General features: G+C 45.0%; 25 protein-coding genes. 9 read left to right on the top strand and 16 right to left on the bottom strand.

Annotated features, from left to right (window positions below; all coding sequences use genetic code 11):
- Window positions 1–139: 139 nt before the first annotated feature.
- From FN001_RS02190 to FN001_RS18575, 3 genes are all read right to left on the bottom strand, one after another.
- Window positions 140–634 carry a nitroreductase family protein gene (locus tag FN001_RS02190; RefSeq protein ID WP_142410638.1) on the bottom strand — a complete coding sequence of 165 codons (495 nt, stop codon included), beginning with the start codon at window positions 632–634 and terminating at the stop codon, window positions 140–142.
- A 176-nt stretch (window positions 635–810) separates the two neighbouring features.
- On the bottom strand, window positions 811–1,449 hold the full coding sequence (locus FN001_RS02195; protein WP_142410639.1) for a hypothetical protein: 639 nt from the start codon (window positions 1,447–1,449) through the stop codon (window positions 811–813).
- Between the two features lie 156 nt (window positions 1,450–1,605).
- Window positions 1,606–1,728 (bottom strand): hypothetical protein, encoded by a 123-nt coding sequence (locus FN001_RS18575; protein WP_279230948.1) that lies wholly within the window; start codon window positions 1,726–1,728, stop codon window positions 1,606–1,608.
- 75 nt (window positions 1,729–1,803) lie between these two features.
- On the opposite strand from FN001_RS18575, the gene FN001_RS02200 reads away from it, so the two are divergent.
- Together FN001_RS02200 and FN001_RS02205 are read left to right on the top strand one after the other, a co-directional pair.
- Window positions 1,804–1,953 (top strand): helix-turn-helix domain-containing protein, encoded by a 150-nt coding sequence (locus FN001_RS02200; RefSeq protein WP_279230953.1) that lies wholly within the window; start codon window positions 1,804–1,806, stop codon window positions 1,951–1,953.
- Between the two features lie 136 nt (window positions 1,954–2,089).
- Window positions 2,090–2,752, top strand: coding sequence for an AroM family protein (locus FN001_RS02205; protein ID WP_142410641.1), 663 nt, complete (start codon window positions 2,090–2,092; stop codon window positions 2,750–2,752).
- Between the two features lie 298 nt (window positions 2,753–3,050).
- On the opposite strand, the gene FN001_RS02210 is transcribed toward FN001_RS02205, so the two are convergent.
- The 10 genes from FN001_RS02210 to FN001_RS02255 form a co-directional block, all read right to left on the bottom strand.
- Window positions 3,051–4,229, bottom strand: coding sequence for a ribose-phosphate pyrophosphokinase (locus FN001_RS02210; protein ID WP_142410642.1), 1,179 nt, complete (start codon window positions 4,227–4,229; stop codon window positions 3,051–3,053).
- 303 nt (window positions 4,230–4,532) lie between these two features.
- Window positions 4,533–5,531: an ATP-binding protein gene (locus tag FN001_RS02215; protein ID WP_142410643.1), complete on the bottom strand. Its 999-nt coding sequence runs from the start codon at window positions 5,529–5,531 to the stop codon at window positions 4,533–4,535.
- Between the two features lie 105 nt (window positions 5,532–5,636).
- The gene (locus tag FN001_RS02220) at window positions 5,637–6,767 is read right to left on the bottom strand and encodes a DnaD domain protein (protein ID WP_142410644.1); all 1,131 of its coding nucleotides are present in this window, start codon (window positions 6,765–6,767) and stop codon (window positions 5,637–5,639) included.
- A gap of 427 nt (window positions 6,768–7,194) precedes the next feature.
- Complete coding sequence (gene murC, locus FN001_RS02225) at window positions 7,195–8,577, bottom strand: UDP-N-acetylmuramate--L-alanine ligase (protein WP_142410645.1); 1,383 nt, start codon at window positions 8,575–8,577, stop codon at window positions 7,195–7,197.
- Window positions 8,578–8,928: 351 nt separating this feature from the next.
- Window positions 8,929–9,870 carry a serine hydrolase domain-containing protein gene (locus FN001_RS02230; RefSeq protein ID WP_142410646.1) on the bottom strand — a complete coding sequence of 314 codons (942 nt, stop codon included), beginning with the start codon at window positions 9,868–9,870 and terminating at the stop codon, window positions 8,929–8,931.
- Window positions 9,871–9,897: 27 nt separating this feature from the next.
- Window positions 9,898–10,854: an ABC transporter ATP-binding protein gene (locus FN001_RS02235; protein WP_142410647.1), complete on the bottom strand. Its 957-nt coding sequence runs from the start codon at window positions 10,852–10,854 to the stop codon at window positions 9,898–9,900.
- A 3-nt stretch (window positions 10,855–10,857) separates the two neighbouring features.
- Window positions 10,858–11,832 (bottom strand): ABC transporter ATP-binding protein, encoded by a 975-nt coding sequence (locus FN001_RS02240; protein ID WP_142410648.1) that lies wholly within the window; start codon window positions 11,830–11,832, stop codon window positions 10,858–10,860.
- A 13-nt stretch (window positions 11,833–11,845) separates the two neighbouring features.
- Window positions 11,846–12,739, bottom strand: a complete 894-nt coding sequence (locus tag FN001_RS02245; protein WP_142410649.1) for an ABC transporter permease — start codon at window positions 12,737–12,739, stop codon at window positions 11,846–11,848.
- Between the two features lie 11 nt (window positions 12,740–12,750).
- A complete protein-coding gene (locus tag FN001_RS02250) occupies window positions 12,751–13,677 on the bottom strand; it encodes an ABC transporter permease (protein WP_142410650.1) in 927 nt (308 codons plus the stop codon).
- Window positions 13,678–13,781: 104 nt separating this feature from the next.
- Window positions 13,782–15,413: an ABC transporter substrate-binding protein gene (locus tag FN001_RS02255; RefSeq protein WP_142410651.1), complete on the bottom strand. Its 1,632-nt coding sequence runs from the start codon at window positions 15,411–15,413 to the stop codon at window positions 13,782–13,784.
- Between the two features lie 330 nt (window positions 15,414–15,743).
- Between FN001_RS02255 and FN001_RS02260 the strand changes: the two genes are divergently transcribed.
- Window positions 15,744–16,673 carry a LysR family transcriptional regulator gene (locus FN001_RS02260; protein WP_142410652.1) on the top strand — a complete coding sequence of 310 codons (930 nt, stop codon included), beginning with the start codon at window positions 15,744–15,746 and terminating at the stop codon, window positions 16,671–16,673.
- Window positions 16,674–17,135: 462 nt separating this feature from the next.
- Here FN001_RS02260 and FN001_RS02265 read toward each other — a convergent pair whose 3' ends face one another.
- The 3 genes from FN001_RS02265 to FN001_RS02275 form a co-directional block, all read right to left on the bottom strand.
- Window positions 17,136–17,639 (bottom strand): QueT transporter family protein, encoded by a 504-nt coding sequence (locus FN001_RS02265; RefSeq protein WP_142410653.1) that lies wholly within the window; start codon window positions 17,637–17,639, stop codon window positions 17,136–17,138.
- Window positions 17,640–17,905: 266 nt separating this feature from the next.
- Window positions 17,906–18,328 (bottom strand): HEPN domain-containing protein, encoded by a 423-nt coding sequence (locus FN001_RS02270; protein WP_118297549.1) that lies wholly within the window; start codon window positions 18,326–18,328, stop codon window positions 17,906–17,908.
- The gene (locus tag FN001_RS02275) at window positions 18,315–18,656 is read right to left on the bottom strand and encodes a nucleotidyltransferase domain-containing protein (RefSeq protein WP_118297550.1); all 342 of its coding nucleotides are present in this window, start codon (window positions 18,654–18,656) and stop codon (window positions 18,315–18,317) included. The genes FN001_RS02270 and FN001_RS02275 overlap by 14 nt, the downstream gene beginning before the upstream one ends.
- A 185-nt stretch (window positions 18,657–18,841) precedes the next feature.
- Here FN001_RS02275 and FN001_RS02280 point away from each other — a divergent pair, with 185 nt between their 5' ends.
- From FN001_RS02280 to FN001_RS02305, 6 genes are all read left to right on the top strand, one after another.
- Window positions 18,842–19,444 (top strand): hypothetical protein, encoded by a 603-nt coding sequence (locus FN001_RS02280; RefSeq protein WP_142410654.1) that lies wholly within the window; start codon window positions 18,842–18,844, stop codon window positions 19,442–19,444.
- On the top strand, window positions 19,441–20,211 hold the full coding sequence (locus tag FN001_RS02285; RefSeq protein WP_118297552.1) for an ABC transporter permease: 771 nt from the start codon (window positions 19,441–19,443) through the stop codon (window positions 20,209–20,211). Before FN001_RS02280 ends, FN001_RS02285 begins: the two co-directional genes overlap by 4 nt.
- Window positions 20,198–20,914, top strand: coding sequence for an ABC transporter ATP-binding protein (locus FN001_RS02290; RefSeq protein WP_118597555.1), 717 nt, complete (start codon window positions 20,198–20,200; stop codon window positions 20,912–20,914). The genes FN001_RS02285 and FN001_RS02290 overlap by 14 nt, the downstream gene beginning before the upstream one ends.
- A gap of 250 nt (window positions 20,915–21,164) precedes the next feature.
- Window positions 21,165–22,184: an ABC transporter substrate-binding protein gene (locus FN001_RS02295; RefSeq protein ID WP_142410655.1), complete on the top strand. Its 1,020-nt coding sequence runs from the start codon at window positions 21,165–21,167 to the stop codon at window positions 22,182–22,184.
- A gap of 291 nt (window positions 22,185–22,475) precedes the next feature.
- Window positions 22,476–23,756: a DUF1576 domain-containing protein gene (locus FN001_RS02300; RefSeq protein WP_142410656.1), complete on the top strand. Its 1,281-nt coding sequence runs from the start codon at window positions 22,476–22,478 to the stop codon at window positions 23,754–23,756.
- A 134-nt stretch (window positions 23,757–23,890) separates the two neighbouring features.
- Entirely contained in the window at window positions 23,891–24,427 is a 537-nt protein-coding gene (locus tag FN001_RS02305) for a VanZ family protein (protein WP_185911811.1), read from the top strand.
- The last annotated feature ends 45 nt before the right edge of the window (window positions 24,428–24,472 follow it).

Here is a 24,472-nt window from a genome sequence, read left to right on the forward strand (position 1 = left end):
TATTTCGTAACTGTTCAGTACCTCACAGTTACGCGCAAAAATCCATTCCAAATCGGCTGTGCCGATAGGATTTTTGCCTTCTATTCTAAGTTTTCTTACGGTCAGCGCAGTAAATGCGCAGACCTACTGAACAGTTACCTTATTTCACATAATGGATCCTGCTCTGATCGAACCGATCCTGCTGGGTCCGCTCCTCATCCGGGTAACCGAGAGCAAATACGCCGAAGGCACGCTGTCCCGCCGGGATCCCGACGATCTTTTCTACATCTTTCATCCGTTCCTCTCTCGGAGCTACGCCAAGCCATACGCCGCCAAGCCCGATCTCATCCGCTGCAAGCCACAGGTTTTCCATCATGATGCTCATATCGATCTGTGCAAATTCCGGTAGATCGCACTCCTCACGGTATGCGGTCACGATCGCCACCGGCGCTTTTCCTGCCGGGGCGGAGAACGGGCTGGACTCTCCGAGCCGTTTTAAAACTTCACGGTTTTCTACAACATAAAACTCCCACGGCTGCTGGTTCTTCGCGGACGGCGCTGCCATCGCTGCCTCCAGGATATAGCCGATATCTTCGTTTGATACAGCCTCATCTTTAAATTTTCTAATACTTACACGGTGAAATAAATCTGCCATTTTTAGACCTCTTTTCCCTTCTTGATATGTTATGATTCTCAAAAGCCATGCTATTCCACGGCTCTTCAATTCTATTCTAAAATTTGTTCCTGCCGCCATTCCCTATTCCCGGCCAGCCAAACTGAAGGCCGTTATAACCAGCTATTTTCCGGGAAAGATTCCCATATTTAAATTTTTTACTGCATTTTTTTAATCTCCAACGGGAAACTTACATCCTCGGAATCCATATATACAACGCTGATCTTCGCTCCGCTGTCTCCGCCCAGAGCATCTTCATCCATCGGACAGCCATCCTTCATGAACCCCATCTCAGTTCCATCCGCCGTCACCATCATAAACGTGCTCATCGCATTGGCCGTCGTCGTTCCTTCTGCGTATGCGATCGTCCAGTCATCATCTCCCGGTGCCGCGATCACCATATTGACTTTCTCCAGATCCATATTGTCATGGATCTCGACGCCGATATAGCCGATCACAACAAGACTGTCATCTGCGATCTCGGTCTCCACGTCACCGATATTCTCGGTCGTGATCACATATTCTCCACCATCATCTGCTTTGAGCGTAAACGTTCCTTTTTCGTCATTTTTCCCCGTCACAACCCCCTGAAGCAGGTGATAATTCGCAAGCCTCTCATCGTCCTGCGCCGCTGTTCCACTGGTTTCAGAGGACTCATTCTCTGCCGTTCCTGTCCCGGTTGACTCAGCCACTGTCTCTGCTGCCGCAGTTGTCTCCACCGGTTCTGCCTTCTGGCATCCGGCCGCCAAAGCTGCGCTCATTACTACTGCTGTCATGTACAAATACGTCTTTCTCATAGCTGTCTCCTCTCTGCAAGCCGCATTTCATTATAGCATATTTCTTATATCTTATCAATCAGACTGCTGACGCGCACATTAGTTACGCACATCAGCGTTTCTGTGCCATTATCATACCACATCCAGATAGCGGAAAATCCTAAATTTCTGTTAAATTTATTTTACCTCCTGACATGCACCACCTGATAAGCGACAAGTCATTAAGAAAACCTCCGGCATTCTGATCAGATAATCCGGCTCATAGGTCCCGATCAGCGTCCTTAAGAGCTCCCGGTCCATTCGATGCTCTCCACTTATTCACAGTAGAAGATCGCCCCGGAAACAAAGTCCAGAGTCCTCGACCCTGTAAAGGACCTGAAAACCGCTATGGAAGAGCTGGAACTGGAATATATCAACCATGCCTACGAAAAGTACGGAAACGTCCGTGAGGCCGCAGAGAGCCTCGGAATGACGCCGTCCACATTCGTTCGGAAGAGACAGAAATATACGAAAGGTGCGGATTGATAGATGGAAAGCCCAATGTTTATCTGGCTTTGAGGCTGCAGATGTGATATATTGATGATATCTGAGCAAAGGTATCATGTACCTGCGGACTGCCACAGGCAGCCCTCAAACCAATGATTCTGAAAGGGGTATCACTATGAAAAAAATCGGCGCGATCACTGTCGGCCAGTCTCCCAGAGTTGACCTGATTCCTGAGATCCAGCCCATCCTCGGAGACTCGGTTGAGATCATTCAGGCAGGAGCACTGGACGGACTTTCAAAGGAAGAGATCGCAAAGTTTGTTCCGCGTCCCGGTGAAAATGTCCTTGTGTCCAGACTCACGGACGGAACCTCAGCAACATTCGGAGAATCCTACATTCTTCCCCGCCTGCAGCTTTGCATTGACGATCTCGAACAGCAGGGTGTTTCTCTTATCCTTTTCCTCTGCACCGGAGAATTTCCGGCTGAATTTCACTCCAATGTCCCTCTTATCTTCCCTGACCATATCTTAAAGGGACTGATCCCGGCCATCGGCGTGAAAAATCTGTCTGTCATCATTCCTACAAAAGCGCAGGCGGAACAGATGCCCGGAAAGTGGAAAGACTGCTGTGACTCTCTCCACGTGACCTCGGTATCCCCATACGGTGATCCTCTCGCTGTTTTTGCAGCCGCAAAGGAGATCCCCGCTGATACAGATCTGATCCTTTTAGACTGCATCGGATACACCATCGAAATGAAGGAGCGTATCCAGGCTCTGACCCAAAAGCCAGTCCTTCTTTCCCGTACTCTCGTAGCCCGGGTGATTCGTGAATTAGTTTAATGTTTTTTCCCACTTCATTTTCCAAGGGATTTTCAGTATCTCCTGTTTCCAATACTGTTCCGGTTATCGGACCAAAACAGCCGAATATCCTGCCATCTCAAGGCGCTGCCTGCAGTATAGGATCAAAGAGTACCATATCTCATCGCAATCTCACTATGATGAAAGCTGAATCTTTCGCAAGAGTCCTAGAAATAAAGAAATGCCTGTCCTTCTCCGGAAAATTTTCCGATAAAGGACAGGCATTCTTATATGGTCACATAATTTTTAATTCACTGCAGTTCATTCGCTGCCAATATTCTCATCTCTCCCCGGCGCGGTACTTCATCAACAGGCGGTTGATCCTTCCTGTCGGGTTTAAGAGATCGCTCAAGGACGCGTCGTGGTTTAAGTTGTCGATGATAAGAGCAATGTACTTACTCATGTCAACATTGATGTAGTACGGTTTGGAGAGCAGCTCCGGTGTCTGGTAGACAAGGTTTGTCGTCAGAACGCGGTCGATTATGCCATTCTCATAGTACTCATCAAATTTCTTTAACCCGCCTGTAAAGAGACCGAATGTCGTGCAGATGAAGACCTTTCTTGCCTTCATTCTCTTTAACTCTTTGGCGGTGTCGAGCATGCTCTCACCGGAAGAGATCATATCATCAACGATGATCACGTCTTTGCCCTCTACGCTTGCGCCGAGGAACTCATGGGCAACGATTGGGTTGCGTCCGTTGATGATCTTTGTGTAGTCACGTCTCTTGTAGAACATACCGAGATCAAGTCCAAGAACGTTTGCGAAGAAGACTGCACGTCCCATACCGCCTTCATCCGGGCTGATGACCATCATGTGGTCGCTGTCGATCTGAAGGTCCTTCTCATTCTTTAACAGATATTTGATGAACTGGTAAGTCGGCTGTACGGTCTCGAATCCTTTTAACGGGATCGCATTCTGGACACGCGGGTCATGCGCATCGAACGTAATGATGTTCTCAACACCCATGTCGACAAGCTCGCGAAGTGCCATCGCGCAGTCTAAGGACTCACGACCGGTTCTCTTATGCTGACGGCTCTCATAGAGGAACGGCATGATCACATTGATCCTTCTGCCCTTTCCGCCTACTGCTGCGATCACACGTTTTAAGTCCTGATAATGATCATCCGGAGACATGTGGTTCTTTAAGCCGTTCATCGTATAGGTCATATTGTAGTTGCAGACATCTACCATTAAATAGAGGTCATCACCGCGGACAGACTCTGTCAGCTCTCCTTTTGCTTCACCGGAGCCGAAACGCGGAGTCTTCGCGCCGATAATGTAGGAATCTCTCTGATATCCGGCAAAAGCGATCGTGGTCTTGTGCTCGCTCTCTCTTTCTTTTCTCCACTCGACCAGCCAGGCATCTACCTTCTTACCCAGATCCTCACAGCTTTTCAGCGGAATCAGACCTAATGGTCCAACCGGTATTGTCTCAATCTGCTTTTCTTCGTACAGCATTCCTGTTCCTCCCTGATAATTTTCATTTTTTGATATTTTCCGCCGCATCCGGATCCTGCGTTTCCGGATTTCCCCTTCATTTTTGCGGCATCTGGATCACTTCCGCCCGCTTTCTCTGCAGAATCCAACCGGGCATTCGCGATACATCTCATTTATAGCACCAACCATCCATACCGTCAACCGGATTTCCGACCCGTTCTGACAGGATTTCCCATTTTCCGATTAATTTTATCCGGCATCTGGATCCGGCACCTCACAATGCTGTTTTCTCACAGCGCCAGCTCCGCTTTTCCTGAAGCTTTATCAGCCTCTCCGCACAAATCCTCTTCTCACCAGGCGGAGATCGTCACCGATCAGCGGTATGATCTTATACTTGCTCATGATCCTCGACGTCACGCGCTCCGTGAATGCATCCTGGAGTTCCCCCAGTGTCAGGTTTGTGGAGATAATCGTTCCCTTGTTCCGGTTCAGGCGCTCATTCACACAGTAGAACATCTGCGACGCCGTAAAGGTATTGATCAGCTCCGTTCCCAGATCATCGATGATCAGAAGGTCACAGTCCAGGATATAAGCGGCCCGGTCCTTCGCCTCATCGTCATCATTTCCATTAAACCGGCTGCCCGCCAGAATATCGAACATATCCGTTGCTGTCAGATAGACAACAGAATAGTACCTGCGGATCAGTTCTCTCGCGATGCAGTTGCTCAAAAACGTCTTACCGCAGCCGGTATTTCCGGTAAACAGGATACTTCCCTTTTCATTTTTGAAGTTTTCCACATACTCTTTGCATTCCCTGATCATCATGGACATATAGTCGTAGACGGTCATTCCCGTCTTCTCATCCACATGGGTCCTGTCATAGTATTCCATGGACAGGGTATCAAAATTCTCGCGCTCCAGGACTTCGCGGATATTGGACTGATCGTAAAGGAGCTCAATCTCCATATGACGGAAACAGTGGCATTTCTTTCCGTTTGCATATCCGGTGTCTTTACAGTCCAGGCAGACATACTGGAGTTCCAGGTAATCTGCCGGATATCCGTTCTGTTTTAAATAGAGCGCTTTCTGCTCCTTTAAGAGTTCCGCGTCCTTTTTCAGCTGGTCCGCTGCCGCCCGGTCACCGGCAAGGAGCTTTCTCGCCGCCTGGGCCATCGTCGCCGCAAGCTCGTCGGACAGCGCCTCTACCTGCGGAATCTTTTCAAAAACTTCAGCAACCCGCTGATCCTGGTCCCGTTTATCCTGAAACTGTCTCTGGTTGTAGACCCGCATGATCGCATCATACTGGGAATTACTGAGTGCCATCCGCACTTCCTCCTTCTTTTCCGGGTCGATCCCGTCCCCGGGATTTTTCCTTCCTGCCTGTCTTTTCCATGTGTCGCGCAGCAAGTGCGCTCATCTGCCGGAAAGTTACTTTCTGCTTTTTATATCCGCCCAGACATAATCATCATAATTATAGGACCGCTGCTCAAAATTATTGAAGCGGTTTGAGGACGTGTTCCGGTTCTGCTTCGGTGTTGCCGTGGATTTCTTCGCCTGCTTTTCCTGACGGCGTTTATCCAGGGCTGCGACGTCCTGTAAGGTCCTCACGCCGTTTTCTTTCCAGCCCGTGAGGATTTTATCCGCATACGGGAAACTCGCCGATCCTGTGGCCGTGAGCGTCCTGTTGCATGCCTCCGTGACGATCGCAGCATCGAAGCCGAACTCCTTAAACCAGCGGCGCATAAATTCCTGCTCCGCGGTCCCTGCATTTCTTCCCATGATGCCGAATGATTTCATAACGGCGGAAGTGTCTTTTGAGTATCTTGTCGAATGTTCTCTCGCCTCGTCCCGGGTATGGATCCCGGCCTGATACCAGTTTAATGCAACCTTCTCTATGTAGCGGATACTCGTGTGGCCGCCCTCGGCGCAGTATTCCGCAAGATATTCGAGAAGCTCGCAGGACATGTGGAGCACATCATAAAAATACGCGAATTTTTCACATTCGATCGCGCTGAACGTCTTTCCGAGATATTGCTGGACCGCGTAGAGAAGTGCGGAAAATTCCTCATCGGAGGAGAGACGTTTCATCCGGTCATAGGTGTCTCCCGCATCCGGGATCGCAGGTTTTTTCATGGTCGACCCATCCTGGGATGACCATCCGTCCATCGGAACTACTGCCCCTGATTTCTGTCCGTTCATTTCTCCCTGCCCGGACACAGATCCCACAGTCTGCCGATTTCCCGCGAACCTTACACCTGAATTCTCTGTCTCTTCCGTCATCTCCCGCGTTGCCGCAGTCTCCTGCTCTTCCACGAATTCTCTTTCCGGTGCGAGAACACCCGCACGCTCCCAGTAGGCCAGAGCGCGGCGGACATCCGCCTCTGTGTGGTTCAGCGCATCCGCGATATCCGGGATCTCCACATTCTCACCTTCATGGCGCAGAAGATACAGATACACTTTTACATATTCCCCGCTGGCTGTCCCCATATATTCGTCGATAAAAGTATTGGAAACGGCGGTCACCGCCGCATTGATGTTGTTTTTATAGCCCAAGCTCATTCTTTTCACCCTTTATATTCACGTTACAGTACACAGGCACTTCAGTGCCCACGCACTGTAACAGGATTTTGCCGATGCTTCGCATTCCAAATCGGCAAAATCCGCGACCACAACGGTATCATACGGAATTTTCAGTTCAGAAAATTCCTACCCGTGCAAAGTAACATATTCACGTCCTATCTGCAAATATCATACCATACGCCTGAAAAAAATGAAATAGCCGGAATTATCCACTACTCTGATTGTGGATAATGTGGATAACGTGGATAAACGCATTACATAACTGTCAAAAAAGCTCTTAAAATCCCCATAATTCCTTATTTTTCCCGGCTTTCCGGCATTTCCCGATTTTCAGTTATGTAAATCAAAAAATCCACAGGGTCTTCAACAGATTTCTGTTGAAAACTCTGTGGATAATGTGGATAACTTACTGTCCAAGGAGCTTTTCGCCCACTTTTACAATATCTCCGGCCCCCATAGTTATCAACAGGTCGCCGTTGACACAATTTTCAAGAAGAAATGTCTCGATCGCATCAAAACTCGGGAAATAGTGGGTATCGGTTCCGAGTGCCGCGATCTTTTCCGCCAATGTCCCGGAGCTGATCCCAAGGTTGTCCGTCTCTCTCGCTGCGTAAATATCTGCGAGGACAACATGATCCGCTGCGGCTAACGCTTTTGCGAAATCGTCCATCAGCGCCTTTGTTCTCGTGTAGGTATGCGGCTGGAAGACACACCAGATCTCACGGTGCGGATAATTCTTTGCCGCCGCCAGAGTCGCTGCGATCTCCTGCGGATGATGCGCGTAATCGTCGATCACGGTCACACCGCCGAGCACGCCTTTTTTCTCAAATCTCCGGTGAGTGCCGGTAAATCTTAACAGTCCGTTCCGGATCCCCTCACCGCGGATCCCGAGCTCATGGGCTGCCGCGATAGCCGCCAGGGAATTGTATACATTGTGGATCCCCGGTACACCGAGAGTAATCGTGTCAATGGCTTTTCCGTCCTCTAAAAGAGTGTAGGTTGCGCAGGCATTCTCGTTGAATGTCACGTCTGCGGCGCTGTAATGGCTCTTTTCCGGGTCGCTTCCGACGGTGATCACCTTGATCGGAAGTCCGTCGCAGATCTCTCTGTAGTCACGGATATCGCTGTTGATGATGAGGATTCCGTTTTCCGGGAGAAGTTCCGCAAATCTGCGGAATGAATGGCGGATATCTTCGATATCTTTAAAGAAATCGAGATGGTCTGCTTCTATATTTAATATGATCTCCATGTTCGGGAAAAAGGACAGGAAGCTGTTTGTATACTCGCAGGCCTCTGTCACGAAAAGTTCCGGTCCGCCGACACGGATATTTCCGCCGATGGAATCCAGCATTCCGCCGACGGAGATCGTCGGATTCTTCTTTTCATCCATCAGGATCTCAGTCAGCATGGAAGTTGTCGTTGTCTTTCCGTGAGTTCCGGACACAGCGATGGATTTCTCATAGTTTTTCATGAGCTGTCCGAGAAGCTCCGCTCTGGAGAGGATCGGGAGATTCTTTGCCGCTGCCGCCGCGTACTCCGGGTTGTCCGGGTGAACCGCCGCTGTGTATACAACAGCGTCGATATCGTCGGTAATGTTCTCCGCCCGCTGCCCGTAGACGATCTTTGCGCCGTGGGCGGTGAGCTTGTTGGTGAGCTCGGACTCATGGGCATCAGAGCCGCTTACTGTGAATCCTCTCTCCAGCAGGATCTCAGCCAGTCCGCTCATGCTGATTCCGCCAATGCCGATAAAGTGAATATGTTCTGGTTTATTAAAATCGATTTGATACATCGCAGTCTCCTTTCGGATATTTGATCTCTATTTTAGATATTTTTATACTGTATACATTTAAGCACATAAAAAATATGTGTTTAAATATGCACGGTCTTTTACACATGATATCACAAAAGCAAAAGAAAATCTATCCTCGTGGAAAAATTAACATGCGGCGAAATTTACGCAGAATATGCTTTTCTCATCGCATTTGGATATAAAAAAAGATAACAGGTGTTGTTTTCTCGGCTATCACAGAAACAACACCTGTTATAAAAACTATTTCCAATAACATTTATGAATGTAGCGCATACTTAATACCGAATATCTTTGAATTCATACACCACATGTTCATGATTTTGAAATATTTTAATTTAGTTGAGGAACTATGTGGGTCCATACGCAGTCTGAAATCGATCCAGAATTAAATTCATGGGCTGTAATTGCAATACACGCATCCTGTTCTGGTAAAACAAAAATTCTTTGTCCAGCATAGCCTTTTCCGCAATATGCATTATTCCTAGAGCATCTCCAGAAAAAATATCCATATCCCGCACATTCATCTGGGTGCTGGTTTTTTCCTTCTATCTTATTGGAAATCTGACAAGATGTAGCTTCTTCAATCCAAGATGCTGAAATCAAACGTTTTCCTTCCCATTGACCTTTATTTAGACAAAGTTGCCCAAATCTGGATAATTCTTCTGTAGAAAGATGAAGACCTCCGCATCCTAATGTATATCCTTTTACAGATTCCAACCACTGAGGATTACGTATCCCAAGAGGAGTAAACAAGCGGGGTTTTAACCAATCCACTAGACGTTCTCCTGTTCTTTCTTGAATGATAACTGAAGCCAAATAAGGACCAAAATTGTTATATTTCCAGTATGTACCTGGTCTATAAGGTACATCAAATTCCAATGCATATTGAACCCAATCATCATTTTCAATAGCATCTCGAACTGGTTTGTCATCTACTGCAGAATAACCTTGCAAAATAAAATGATCATGTCCTGTCGCCATCATAATCATGTCACGAATCGTCATAGACAGTAAGTTTTCTGACGGTTTTTCTGGAAGTTTATCAAAAAAAATTTCTGCTGGTTTTTCATCCAAACGCAGAATTCCCTCATCAATAGCCATTCCAATCGCTATGCTGAGAAAGCTTTTACTCACGGAATGAATATCATCCCGTCGATTCTCACGCCAGTCAAACTTTCCAATAATGTCCCCATGCTGCCGAACAACAACATGATATAAATCTAATTTCCTTTTAATTGTATCTTGAATAAATGATTCCAATCGCAATTCCATATTTTCTTCCTTTCTCAATCCTACGATTTAAAATCCTCCTATAAAATGGCATGAAACCATATGATCATTTCCAATATTCTTTAATTCAGGTGTTTCAAGATGGCATTTTTCTTGACAAAAGCGACATCTTCCAGCAAAACGACATCCTGGAGATGGATTGATAGGGCTTGGAACATCTCCTTCCAGCACAATTCGTTCCACATGATAATCAATTGATGGTATCGGGACTGCACTTAACAATGCCTGAGTATAAGGATGCGATGGATGCTTAAATAGTTCCTTACTCTCAGCCTTCTCCACAATTTGTCCCAAATACATAACAGCAATTTCATCACTAATATGTTTTACTACGCTCAAATCATGGGAAATAAACAAATATGTAAGCCCCATCTGCTCTTGAAGTTGCTCCATCAAATTCAGGACCTGTGCTTGAATAGAAACATCCAATGCAGAAACTGGCTCATCAAGAACAAGAAAATCCGGATTTAAAACTAAAGCCCGTGCAATTCCCACACGTTGTCTTCTTCCACCATCCAATTCATGAGGATACGAATTAGCAAGACGTCTGGCAAGACCAACTGTAGCCATAAGTTCAAAAACTTTTTCTTCCAATTCTTTTTTATTACGATAGATTTTTTGGACTTGAAGCGGTTCTGCGATACTTTCAAAAATACTTTTTCTTCCGTCTAATGAAGCATATGGATCCTGAAATACTATCTGCAGTTTCCTACGCGTGTGTCGCATTTTTTCACGATCAAACTTTCTTATATCATCACCATAAAAAAGGATTTCGCCATCCGTTGCTTCCGTAAGTCTTAGAATTAAACGACCAACTGTTGATTTTCCACATCCAGACTCCCCAACCAATCCCATTGTAGTTCCTTTTTTGATGGAGAAATTTACATCATCGACAGCATGAAGCAAGCCGCGCTTAGTTGGAAAATATTTTTTTAGATGACGAACTTCCAATATATTTTCACTCATGCTTTATTCCTCCTTTATAAGGCACTTAACATAATGCCCCTTCTCAATTTCCCTGCTATCAGGGTTAGTTTTTGAGCATTCATCTATTGCATATGGGCAGCGAGGATGAAAACGACAACCCGATGGAAGATTTGTTGGATCTGGAGTCATGCCTTCAATCGGAATCAATGCCGTTTCCTCTTCCATTAAATTTGGAATGCATGCAAATAAGCCCTTTGTATATGGATGTGATGGGCGATGGAATAATTGTTCCCTATTTCCATATTCTACAATCTCTCCTGCATACATAACAGCCACATAATCACATATTTCTGCCACAATTCCTAAATCATGAGTAATCATAATCATAGAGGTCTGATACTGTGCTTTGAGTTTCCTCATTAATTCTAATACCTGTGCCTGAATTGTCACATCTAAGGCTGTAGTTGGCTCGTCCGCAATAAGAAGTTTTGGATTACACGCCAGAGCCATAGCGATAATCACGCGCTGCTTCATACCGCCAGAAAACTGATGTGGATAATCGCCTGCCCGATCTGCTTTAATACCTACAAGTTCTAACATTTCGCATGCTTTAGTATATGCGTCTTTTTTACTCAATTTTTTATCATGTAACCTAATTACCTCCATAATCTGCTCTCCGACAGTGATTACAGGATTCAGTGAAGTCATCGGATCCTGAAAAATCATAGAAATCTGTTTTCCGCGGATTTTACGCATGGCTTTTTTATTTTTTTTCAGTATATCTTCTCCATTGAAAAATACTTCCCCACTTAAAATCTTAGCTGGTGGATCTGGTAGAATTTGCATGATTGCTTTAACAGTTGTAGTTTTTCCCGCTCCTGTTTCCCCTACTAATCCAAGAGTTTTTCCTTCAGGAAGCGTAAGATTCAGATTTTCAACAGCATGAACTGTACCATCCACTGTAACATAATGTACTGTAAGATCTTTAATCTCTAAAAGATTTAAGCACTCATTCATTCTAATTCACCTCCTAATTCTTCAGCTTAGGATCTAGCGCATCACGCAATCCATCCCCCATTAGGTTCATTGCAAAAACAGCAAACATAATTGCCATTCCCGGAAATGCTGTAAGATGCGGAGCATCTCTTAAAAAATCTCTTCCAGTGGAGAGCATCGCACCCCACTCGGGTGTTGGAGGTACAATTCCGAGTCCAATGAAACTCATACTAGCACATGAAAGAATCGCACCACCAATTTTTAAAGTTGCTTGAACAATCAACGGTGCAAGGCTGTTTGGAAGAATATGTTGAATAATAATGTGAACATCACTAGCCCCAGCAGCACGAGATGCATCTACAAACTCCTGCTCTTTCAGCGATAAAAGAGAAGCCCGCATAATACGACAATAAGCAGGAACACTAGAAATTCCTATGGCGATCATTACATTCTGAAGTCCCGTTCCAAGAGCCGCTACGATGGAAATATTTAAAAGGATACTGGGAATAGCCATAAGCACATCCGTACATCGCATAATAATATTATCAAGTACGCCTCCGTAATATCCAGCTACTGCTCCAAGAGCACAACCAACAACACTAGAAAGGCCAACTGCGATTAGACCAACCGTAAGAGAAATACGACTCCCATAAAGAATTCTGCTAAAAATATCACGTCCGAGTTCGTCCGTACCAAACCAGTGGGTTGAAGACGGTGGTTTTAAACGATTAACAATATCTTGTTCTACCGGATCATAGGGCGCTATGATGTTAGCAAAAATTGCAGCAAACACTAGTAAAAGAAGCATACACATCCCTACCATCGCCTGTTTATTGCGGCAAAATCTTCTCCATACCTCTTTAACCTGACTGCGTTTTTTTATAGAATCACCATCAATGGATGGCGTTAATTCTTTTGTTTTTTCCATATTGTCCCCCCTTACTTATATTGTGAGCGAATTCGTGGATCAACAAAAGCATATAGAATATCCACAACTAAGTTTACAAGGCTGAATGTAAGAGCTACCATAAGTACACCGCCTTGTACGACGGGATAATTCCTTGCCTTAATTGCATCAACCATCATTTTCCCAACACCAGGAACCGCAAAAATAGACTCTGTCAATACTGCTCCACCCAGAAGATGACCGAATTGAATACCAATAGTGGTAATAACCGGAATTAACGCATTTTTTAAAGCATGAAATATAATAATCTTTAATTCAGTCTGACCTTTTGCTTCAGCAGTTGTAATATAATCCTGCCGGATGACTTCCAACATGCTGGATCTAGTCATTCTGGCAACAGCCGCTGCAGAACTAGTACCAATAGTAACCGCAGGAAGTATCATATATGTCCATCCGTCAAACCCTGAAGCGGGAAGTATTTTCCAGTGTAATGCAAACAGTAACATTAGAAGAAGCCCTTGCCAGAAATTCGGCATTGCATTTCCAATCATAGCCAACGTCATAGCAATATTATCAAAAAGAGAATATTGTTTTACAGCAGATATGATACCTAATGTCAGTCCAATTGCAACAGAAAGAATTACAGAGCATCCTGCAAGCTTCAGAGAATTAGGAAACGTCTGAAGAACCCGATCCATAACCGGTTGCTTTGTAGAATAACAAATCCCAAGATCACCATGTGCCAAATTCACCACATATTTACCTAAGCGTTCAATATACGTACCATTGAGGCCTAGCTCTTCTCTTAATTGTTCTGCCATTTCGGGTGTTGCATCATCTCCAAGAAGGGTGTCTACGGGATCACCAGGAGTAATATACATTAAAGTAAATACAATCAAAATAACTCCTAGCATAACTGGAATCATCATAAGCAATCGTCGACCAATATATTTCAGCATGTCGAAACCTCCTTCTTTATAACAACCGGGAACCTTCCAGTATGAAATAATAACATTCATTCCAAAAGGCTCCCGGCATCAGTAGGCTGAGTAAATTAATAATATCATTCTACGAAGTATACAGTTCTGAAATCATACATGGCCGTAGGAGTAGGAACAAATCCGCGCACTTTGCTTCCAGCACCAATGATGTTCTTGGTAAAGGCAATATAAATAAATGGAGACTCCTCATGAATCAGTTCCTGCGCCGTTCCTACAAGCACTGCTCGTTTTTCCGCATCCGAAGTGATGTTAATTTCATCAAGAACCTTATCCACTTCAGGATTAGAAAGGTTTGAACGAGCACTTCCAGAATACATTCTTTCGGTATGGAACATATTATACAAACCAGCACCTGCTTCAAACAGGCCATAACTTGTTCCTGCACAGCACAATTCCTGCTCTCCTTTATTTAAAGATGTAGTTAGCGCGCCTGACTCCGTAGGTTTTAATATAAGGGTAACACCAACCTGACTCCACATCTGCCGTAAGAGTTCTGCTAACATATTATTAGTAGAATTTGCGAGATACATAAACTCCACTTCAAAACCATTTTCTACTCCAGCTTCCTTTAAAAGTTCCTTCGCTTTTTCAATATTATAATCGTATTGTTTAAGAGTAGAAATATGTCCTGGAAGTGTACTTGGAACTACACTGTCCATAGTTTCTGAAGTATTTTCCCCATAGCATACTACTCGAATAGATTCTTTATCTGTTGCATAATTTAATGCCTGACGAACACGTTTATCTTTAAAAACATCTTTCTGACAGTTAAAAGCAATATAACGATCTGTAGCGCCTGTACTGACAATGAGCTGAGTGTCCGGATTCTCATCAATTCGATCAGCATCTGTAGTAGGAAGTCCTAAGGTAATGTCAACACCTCCGCTTTCCAAATCAATAGTACGACTGGCTGATTCGGTAATAATGCGGAATTTAATTGTTTTTAAAATAGATTTATCTCTCCAGTAATCATCATTTCTTTCTACCGTAATATTATCCCCAGCAGTCCAGGAAACGAATTTATATGCACCACTTCCAATCGGAGCACGTCCAAATGCATCATCACCTACTTCTGTTACTACCTTTTCCGGAACGATTCCAAGAGCCTCAGAACAAACCTGCGCTTCCGTAAATGCCCATGGCTCTATAGTTTTCAAAATAAATGTATAATCGTCAGGAGTTTCATATCCATCTGGATCAAATTTTGCAGCAGCATCATTTCCCATTGTTCCATTGTTAACTCTTAAAAAGCTGAATTTTACATCTTTAGAGGTCAAAGAATCCCCATTATGGAACTTTACATCCTGTCTAAGGTTAAACTTCCAAGTTAAATCATCTATTTGCTCCCAACTTTCAGCAAGACAAGGAGATGGCTTCATATTTTCATCAAATTCCAATAACGTATCAAAAATGCCACCCTCAATCATACGTTTTACTGTTACATTATTTCCAAGAGGATCCAGAGTTGCCGGCTCTCTGTCAAAAGCGACTACCAGAATATCTTTAGAAGAGACTTTTTCATCAGCTATCGCCTGTATCGGTCCCTTTTCCACTCCAACTGATGCAGCTTCTTTTGATGCCGCAGAAGAATTTAATGAAGGTTCAGCATTATTTTGCTTTTCATCACCGCCTTTTCCGCAGGCCATCAAAACCATACACAGGGTCAGCATTAAACATAGAAACCGTTTTTTCATAAATCTTCCTCCTTTTTGTAAAACACAGACATTTAAAAGCCATTGAATTAAATGAATCACTTTATATTTTGTATTATAATCATTTATTGATTATTTGTAAATTTTATTAAAATTATTAAAATCATTTGTTTTTCTTATGTTTTTGTAGTAAAATAAAAGACACTGATAACCGACTGAAAATCAAACAAATTTATTTCCGAGAATGATGGATACGGTTCAATGGTTAATATAAATATAGTTGCATATTATCACAAAATATAATCTTCTATGCTATCATAGAAAGCTATTACGCATTAAAAATAATTTGAGGATTGGTTAAGGTAGGTGCAAATGAACTTAAAAGAACAATTATATGTATGCACGTTAGCAGAGACTGGAAATATTACGCAAGCTGCTAAACTTCTTTTTATTTCCCAACCTGCATTAAGTCTTTATATAAGTAATTTAGAAAATATTCTTGGAATCCGGCTTTTCGAGAGAATCGGCAAATCCTTTGTTTTAACACAAGCAGGCGAATTATATGTAGAGAAAGCCTCACAAATGTTGAAATTAAAAGAAAGTTTTGATTATGATCTTTCCGAAATTGTCAATGGACAGGATGAACGATTAAGAGTAGGAATTCAAGACATACGTTCCCATTTTCTTACGCCGATAATACTTCCCAAAATGGATAAAATGTATCCACGAACGAAACTGGTCTGGATGGAAGGTAATTATACACCCTTGGAGCAAATGCTTTTAAACAACGAATTAGATATCTTTTTCTGCAACTGTAATACTCTTTGTAAAGATTTTGAATATATTCCACTGTTAAATGACGAGGTGGTTTTTATAGTACACAAAGATCATCCTCTTTGCGACAATGCACAGATATCTTCAGGACATACATTTCCATATATTAATTTGAAACTTTTTGAAAATGAACGTTTTTTGTTGCTAAATGAATCGCAAAGTCTTCGCAAATATAGTGACCAAGTATTAAAAATATGTAATGTTTTTCCTAAAAATATTTTTCTCTTAAAAAAGATATTTATTATGATCAATCTGGTAAACATCGGATACGGAGTTGGTTTTTCTCTGGCAGGTTACATCGACAGAAGTGCCCACATCGAAAATCTACGAATTTTTTCCGTTGTAAATCCTCCTGTTACAGCAACATTTTACGCGGTATATAAAAAAGGAAAGCATCTAACTAAAGCAGCCTTGTCTTTAATCGATATGGTAAAAATGTCTGTAAATGAACAGTTTCCATTTATTTGAATATTATGAACTTATAAAAAAGTCTGGCGATAGGATAAGGCCATCTCTGCTAAGGTCAATGTATTCGTATGCTCAGGCTTAGAACACTCTACCAGACAACAAGGATTACTCCAAATGCATGTCCTACTATGCTGATTACTGATTCTGTACAAGAAAATAAGAAAATTTTGGAAGACAACACTCTATGGGCAGAATAAATGATTCGTTCTTCTCTATGAAAACAGATTAAAATAGAAAAAAGAGCTTTTGACATTAAAAAAATATAGTACCAATACTAATCAGTGCCACCATTATAATAGGCGGTTTAGCCCTCTCCAGAGGGCATGCGTAACACTCCGTTATATAGTGCATAAATATAGATTTCTCTTTATAAAAAATCTATCCCGTTATTAAGGCATATCTTCTCTCACATACAAATAGATCCTGTACCTGCCACACAATCGGCAGATACAGGATCAACTTTTACGCTGCAGCCTTTTTAAAGATCACATTCTGATACCGGATCAGAACGGATAACAGGATCTGTCCAAGAATACCGATAGCCAGAATCTCTCCGATTCCGACTGTGATCGTGGAAAACCAGATCATGTCCTCAGAACCGTATGCGAAACGGAGCACCCACGGAACAATGATCATGTTCGCGAGGATCGGCGGAACGGATACCAGATAGCGGTTTTTCCGAAGCAGATAGGAACCTACCGCACCGATCAGGGTCGCAATACTTCCAAAGATCACATCGAGAGCCGCCGCGCCGCCAAGGAAGTTGGCCAGCAGGCATCCGATAAAGAGTCCCGGGATTGCCGCCGGGGTAAAGTACGGAAGTACGCAGAGAAGCTCAGAGATCCGAAACTGGATCGGTCCAAAGCTGATCGGCAGGAACACCATCGTCAGCACCACATAGATTGCCGCGATAGCCGCCCCGTATACAAGTGTCAGTACCGGGCTGTTTGTTGCGTTGTTTTTCATATTCAGTTTCTCCTTTAGTTTTGTTTTACGAGTGGAAGGTCACGAACACTCGATTCATTTTCGCGCAGCAATGAGTCAGGCGGACATGCAAGTATGTACATCTGACGAATGCCGCGGAAGGCATATACTGCAAGTATATGACCTTACGCCGGGAATCGGCGAAAAGCCCTTTAGGACCTTGGTTTTTGTGGGCTTTGCAACGTTTGAAAGTATATCACTGCATTCCTTATATTTCAACTGTTTTCTTTAGAAATCAATTGTTAATATTATTTATTTCTCTGTTCATCAATATATTGTCTTGCATATTCCAGCATAAGCTTTGCCGTTTCAATCTGTTTCTGTGTTCCTGTCTTTGACACAATATAAAACGGATCATAGTCACTTGCATGCCTGATTTCTTCTGCCTGAACGATCTGTCTCCCCATTGATCGTGGAAATATTTCTGTTGCCACGAAATTCTTATTAAAATATGCCAATGTATCCTTATGACGTTTAAATGCAACACCATGTATCGATAAGACCGCATCTATCGTGTGGTAAATCGAATAATATGCCCGGTTATTTGCACCACGATATCGCTCACCTTGCATTAACAACTCTGCGGTCTCATAATCTTCTTCCGCAATCTGCAAACGGTGATAAACCAAATCCCACTGATCCCCCATATCAAACTCTTCAGGCTGCTTCATACAATGAAATCCCCTCTGTTTTTACATTCTTGTAGAATGGATAGGCGTCGCTCCATTTAAAGAAATTTTTCCTGTTTTTTACGATAGGCATCATCCAGATATTATATTCGACATTATAATCAAAACCCAACTCTGACAGTTCGTCAGAATATTTTTCTAATTCCATTTCATCCAGGTCCACCAACAGCATAAGATCCACATCGGAATCTTTTGTATAATCCCCACGCGCATATGAACCATACAAAATCACCTGCTTTAAGTGATGACCATATATTTTTCTCACAGCTCTGACATATTCCGAAATCAGATTTTGCATCTCAATTGCCATGACCGCCCCTCCTTTACTTATATATATTGTACCCATTTTTACTTTCACAATCAATCTCTTCTATAAAAATGTAATGTCTATTCCTCTATATTTCATCTCCCCTATATTCCCAATTGACATTTCCCCACTAATCTGCTATGCTGAACAATGTTGGTTAGTTGTGGCTAATTAGGAGGAATTTTACTTTGACATATCTATGGATCAATCCGGTATCGGAGAGGATGATCTCGGTGGCGGCACTTGAAAAGCTGCTTAAGAAGCATGACCTGACGCGAGTGGTCTGTCAGGAAAGCTGGGGCGAGATCGTGCTCCGGAAGTACCGGGAGCTTTTGGAACATGCAGATGGAACTTTTGCGGACGCGAGATGTCCGGCAGCGGTATCTCTGGTACATTCCCTGCAGCCTGAAATCCGGATCGCGGATATTGAGCCGATCCTGATCCACTGTGCGAGAGAACTGGCAGAACGTCCGGATCTTGCGAACGGTGAAAAGATCATCACAACGCCATGCCGGATCTTAGCCGACATGGGAAATAAGTTGGAATTAAAAGACACTCATTTTGTACCATGGAACCGCTTTCTCGCATCGATCGGCGAACCGATGGAACCCGCGCCGAACGCAAGCCCGATCCCACCGGGATTCTTTAAGAATCTGCCGTTTTCCGTTGTCAGCCGATCCGGTCGTCCGGCTATTGAATCCTATGTGACCGGAAATGACTGGAAAAACGCAAAGCTGATCGAGCTTTTGTGCTGTGTTCAGGGCTGCCACAGAGGAGATGGAGTGCGATGAATCAGAAATTTAAAAAATATTTCCCGCCGCTGATCGGCATCCTTGCGGTCTTTGCCGTCTGGTATATCGTCTGCCGCGCAGGCATCTTAAGTTCCTATGTGCTCCCGTCCCCGGGGCGGGTCTTCCAGAGCTTCTGCAAAATGCTGCAGAGCGGCGAGCTTTTCCGCGACTTAAGGATCAGCTTCCTGCGTGTCGGAAAAGGCTTTGTGATCGCCTTTATCCTGGCATTTGCCTTCGGCATGCTGCGGGCGATGATTCCTGCCTCCGCAGGTTACTATGAGTACCTGGTGCAGTTCTTCAGGAACGTGCCGCCGCTCAGCATGATCCCGCTTCTTATTTTATGGTGCGGGATCGGTGAGACTACAAAGACAGTCATCATCGTTCTGGCGTCCTTCTTCCCGATGTACTTAAACATCGTCAAAGGCTTTACCGGCTGTGACCGGAAACTTCTGGAAGTCGGAACCATGTTCGGCTACACGGACCGGCAGAAATTCTTTCGCATCATGCTGCCTTACGCCATGGCGGACATTCTCGTGGGAATGCGCATCGGTCTGGGTTACAGTTGGCGTGCCATCATCGGTGCGGAGATGGTCGCAGCATCCACCGGACTCGGACACATGATCCTGTTCGCCCAGCAGATGTCCCGGACTGACAAAGTCATCGTCGGCATCTTCGCGATCGGCATCGCAGGCTATGTGACAGACCGGCTCTTCGGTCTTCTCATCAGCATCTTTCTGAAAGGAGCCGGTGAAAATGGCTGGAATTAAGTTAAAAAACATTCATAAGACATATCAGGTCGATGGCCGGGCATTTCCTGTCCTGAACGGCATCGATCTTGAAATCCCTGCTGGAAAGATCACCGTGATCCTCGGTCAGAGCGGCTGCGGAAAAACAACACTCCTGCGGCTCACCGGCGGTCTGGAATCCGCCGACGACGGCGAGATCCTCTGGGACGGCGATCACAAAACCGCCTTTGTGTTCCAGGAACCGCGGCTCATGCCATGGTTAAACGTCTGGGACAACATTATTTTCGGGCTGAAAAAGAATCAGGTCGATCGGGCCAAAATTCAGGACATCATCACGACGGTAAATCTTTCCGGCTTCGAGAAAGCATACCCGTCCCAGCTCTCCGGCGGCATGCAGCAGCGCGCGGCGATCGCCAGGGCGCTTGCCTATGAGCCGACTTTCATCCTGATGGACGAGCCGTTCGCCGCTCTCGATTATTTTACGAGAGAGCAGATGCAGAAAGAGCTTCTCCGCGTCCAGCAGAAGGAACATTCCAGCATCATGTTCGTAACCCACAGCATCGATGAGGCGCTGATCCTGGGTGACCAGATCGTTGTGATCGAAAAAGGTCTCGTGAAACATGTCTATCCGGTGAAGGCAGCGGCCGGAGCGCGGAATCTGCTGGATGAGGAGTTTATTGCGCTCAAGAGAGAGATTATAGAGCAGTTGAATTTTCTTAATTAGATATATTTTATATAAAATTCAATTTAACAAAGTCAGGGACACCTCTGCATTGCATAAGCAATGGGCGGGGACTTACTTATATCGGGATGGAGCAAGCCATCTCTGACAAGTTGCGCAACAGCTATTTGATTATGAACAAGCAACAAAAGCAGATTGCGAATATCTCTTGACTTCTTATGGATATCCGCCTGCAACCCAGGCATATCACATACATTTAATTTTCTACTTATTATGAGGAGGACAACACAAAATGAAAAAACTGATCGCATTAGGACTTGCGGCGTGCATGACATTTTCCCTTGCGGGCTGCTCCGGATCCACAAGCAAAGAGACAGAGGCTGCTTCTGCAGCAGAGACAACCGCAGCTGCTTCCACAGAAGCGGAAACTTCCGCTGCAGCATCTGACACAGCGACTTCCATCGACAAACTCACCGTTACTTATGTGACATCCCCGTTAAACGTACCGACCATCATCGAAAAAGACCAGGGAATCTTCGAGAAAGAGCTCGGCGTTCCGGTTGAGTATGCAGAGCTTACTTCCGGTGCTGACCAGACACAGGCTCTTGCTTCCGGCGATGTTCAGGTTCTTTACGCAGTAGGCGCAACTTCCGTGATCCTTTCTGCTGCAAACGGCGCTGACATCAAGGTGTTAAACATGTATAGCCGTTCCCCGAAGGCATTCTGCATGTACTCCAAAGATGAGACTCTGACAACTCCGGAGAGCTTAAAGGGCAAGACGATCGCAGGACCGACCGGTACCAACCTTCATGAGCTCCTTGTCTCCTACCTTGCTCAGGCAGACATGACTCTTGACGATGTAAATTATGTAAACATGACCATCCCGGACGCGAAGGCAGGTCTTGACGGCGGCAGCGTTGATGTTGCCCTGCTCGCAGGCGCAACTGCTTACAACGCAGAACAGCAGGGCTACCACCTTGTTGCAGACGGCGAGGGCCTGATCAGCGCCCTGATCGCGGTTGCGACAACTCAGAAGTTCTACGACGAGCATCCGGATGTCATCGAGAAATTAGCCGCTGCACAGGATGAGATCGCATCCTACATGGCTGACAGTCAGGATAAGACCATGGAGACTGTTGCCGCAGCTCTTGACCTCGACGTGGACGCTGTAAAAGAGATGTACGGCTACTACGATTTCTCCACAGAGATCACCGACGCCGACAAAGAAGGTTTCCAGAAGACTGCTGACTTCATGTATGAGTCCGGCATGATCGAGAACGAGCTGGATGTGAATACGCTGTTTATCCAGTAAGATGTTCTCTGTTTGATGTTCTGTTGGCATCTTATTTTATTTCACACGTTTATCGAAAATAACCGCTCCTGTTTTCTAAGGACAGGGGCGGTTATTTTTGTTTTTTGAAACCCGGAGCAAAATATCCACATTTTCCATCCGTCCCCTGCGGAAACTCTTCCTATTTTCCCATTATTACGGTATACTAAAAAACGTGCATTCACTGTTTTCCAGATTTTCTTCATGATCTCAAGATACACATGGTGCATTCACATACTCCCACATATATTATTTTCTCGAAAGGACACGTACATGACAATTTCCCACCCACTCACAAGACTTCAGAAGTTCCGGCTTCTGTCTCTGATCCCTATTTATTTCATGATCGTCGGCCTGTTTTTGCAGCCTGTCACTGAGATCATCCCCGGTCTCATCACGATCATCAAAGAACCGGATTTCCTAATCACAGACTACTTTCTGATCGGCGGGATCGGGACTTCCTTTATTAACGCCGGTCTGCTGACTCTTCTTTGCATCTGGACGATCTATTTTATCGGAATGGAGATGGACGGACACACGATCACGTCGAGCTGCCTGATGTTCGGGTTTTCCCTTTTTGGAAAGAACCTTTTAAATATCTGGGCAATTCTTCTGGGCGTATACCTCTATTCCCACTATCACAAAAAACACATGTCCAGCTACATTTACATCGGTTTTTACGGCACCAGCCTGTCCCCGATCATCACGCAGATCATGTATATCTCGGATCTGCCCTATGCAGTCCGGCTCATTGCAAGTCTCGCGATCGGGCTCATCATCGGTTTCGTGCTGCCGCCGTTATCCACCCATGTCCACTATGCGCATAAGGGCTACTCGCTCTATAACGTCGGATTCTCCTCCGGTATCATCGCCACTGTTATCGTATCCGTGCTGAAATCCTTCGGGATCACCACCGAATCCCGCCTGATCTGGTCTGAGGGCAACAACCAGCTTCTGTTTGCGATCCTCTGCGGTCTCTTTATTGCCATGATCGCAGCCGCGTTCCTCTTTGGCGGAAAGAACGTTGGAGACTCTTACTGGAAGATCTTATCCTGTTCCGGGATCGGCGGAACCGACTATCTCCGTGACAACGGCGGCGCTGCAACCGTCCTCAACATGGCGCTCAACGGGCTGTTCGCAACAATCTTTGTTCTCGGAGTCGGCGGCGAGTTAAACGGACCGACGATCGGCGGGATCTTCACGATCATCGGCTTCTCCGCAACCGGAAAACATATCCGAAACATCGCTCCGATCATGTTCGGCGTTCTCCTCGCAAGTTTTACGAAACACTGGACCATCAATGCCCCGTCACCGATCCTGGCGCTTTTATTCTCGACCACATTGGCACCCATCGCCGGAGAATTCGGTGTGTTTGTCGGACTTCTCGCCGGATTCCTTCACTCCTCCGTCGCCTTAAATGTCGGAATTGTGTATGGAGGCATGAATTTATATAATAATGGATTTGCAGGTGGAATTGTTGCAATTTTCATGGTCCCAGTGATCCACTCGATCATGGATCGACGGGCGCGGGCGAAGGAGGATGTTTCCCTGTAAGAAATTGGGGCAAAAACCTCGGCTGGCATCTGCCATGAAACAATGTAACCATTGTATTGCTTCGAATTTCCTGCCCTCAAGGCCATTGCTGCGAACGATACAGACTGTAAATAAGATTTTATATAGAAATGATAATGAATAACAAGCAACCAAAAACGACTCCTGCATTTTCATCAGAACATGCTTTCAACAACAACCGATCAATCTATCTTCGCCTGCTCGCCTGGATTCCGGCACTCTTTGTCGCCGCCGCGATCTTCTGGTTCTCCTCAAAGCCGGCCGTCGAATCCACGGAAATGAGCGATTCCGTGAGCCGACTGATCCTGCTGATCGGGACGAAATTCGGCTTTTTCCGCGGGAATCCGGCACAGTATGCCGAACTCATCGAACTCATGAGTTTCCCCGTCCGGAAAACCGCCCATATGACCGAATATCTTGTATTTTACTGCACCGTCCGGTTTGGACTCCGCTTTACGTACCGAACCTCCAACGTGAAACGCCGTCTTCTCGCGGCTCTCGCCATCGTCTTCCTCTATGCCTGCACCGACGAATTCCACCAGCTCTTCGTCCCTGGCCGCGCAGGGCGGTTTACAGACGTGCTGATCGACTGTTTTGGGTGCGCAGTCGTAACGCTTATTTGTACAATAAAAAAGTCTTCTTCCCAGCGATGACCATTTTGCTGACGTCAGCAAAATGGTCATCTGTTTTAATTTCAT

The sequence above is a fragment of the Clostridium sp. Marseille-P7770 genome (genome assembly GCF_902143525.1).
Lineage (GTDB): Bacteria > Bacillota > Clostridia > Lachnospirales > Lachnospiraceae > Pilosibacter.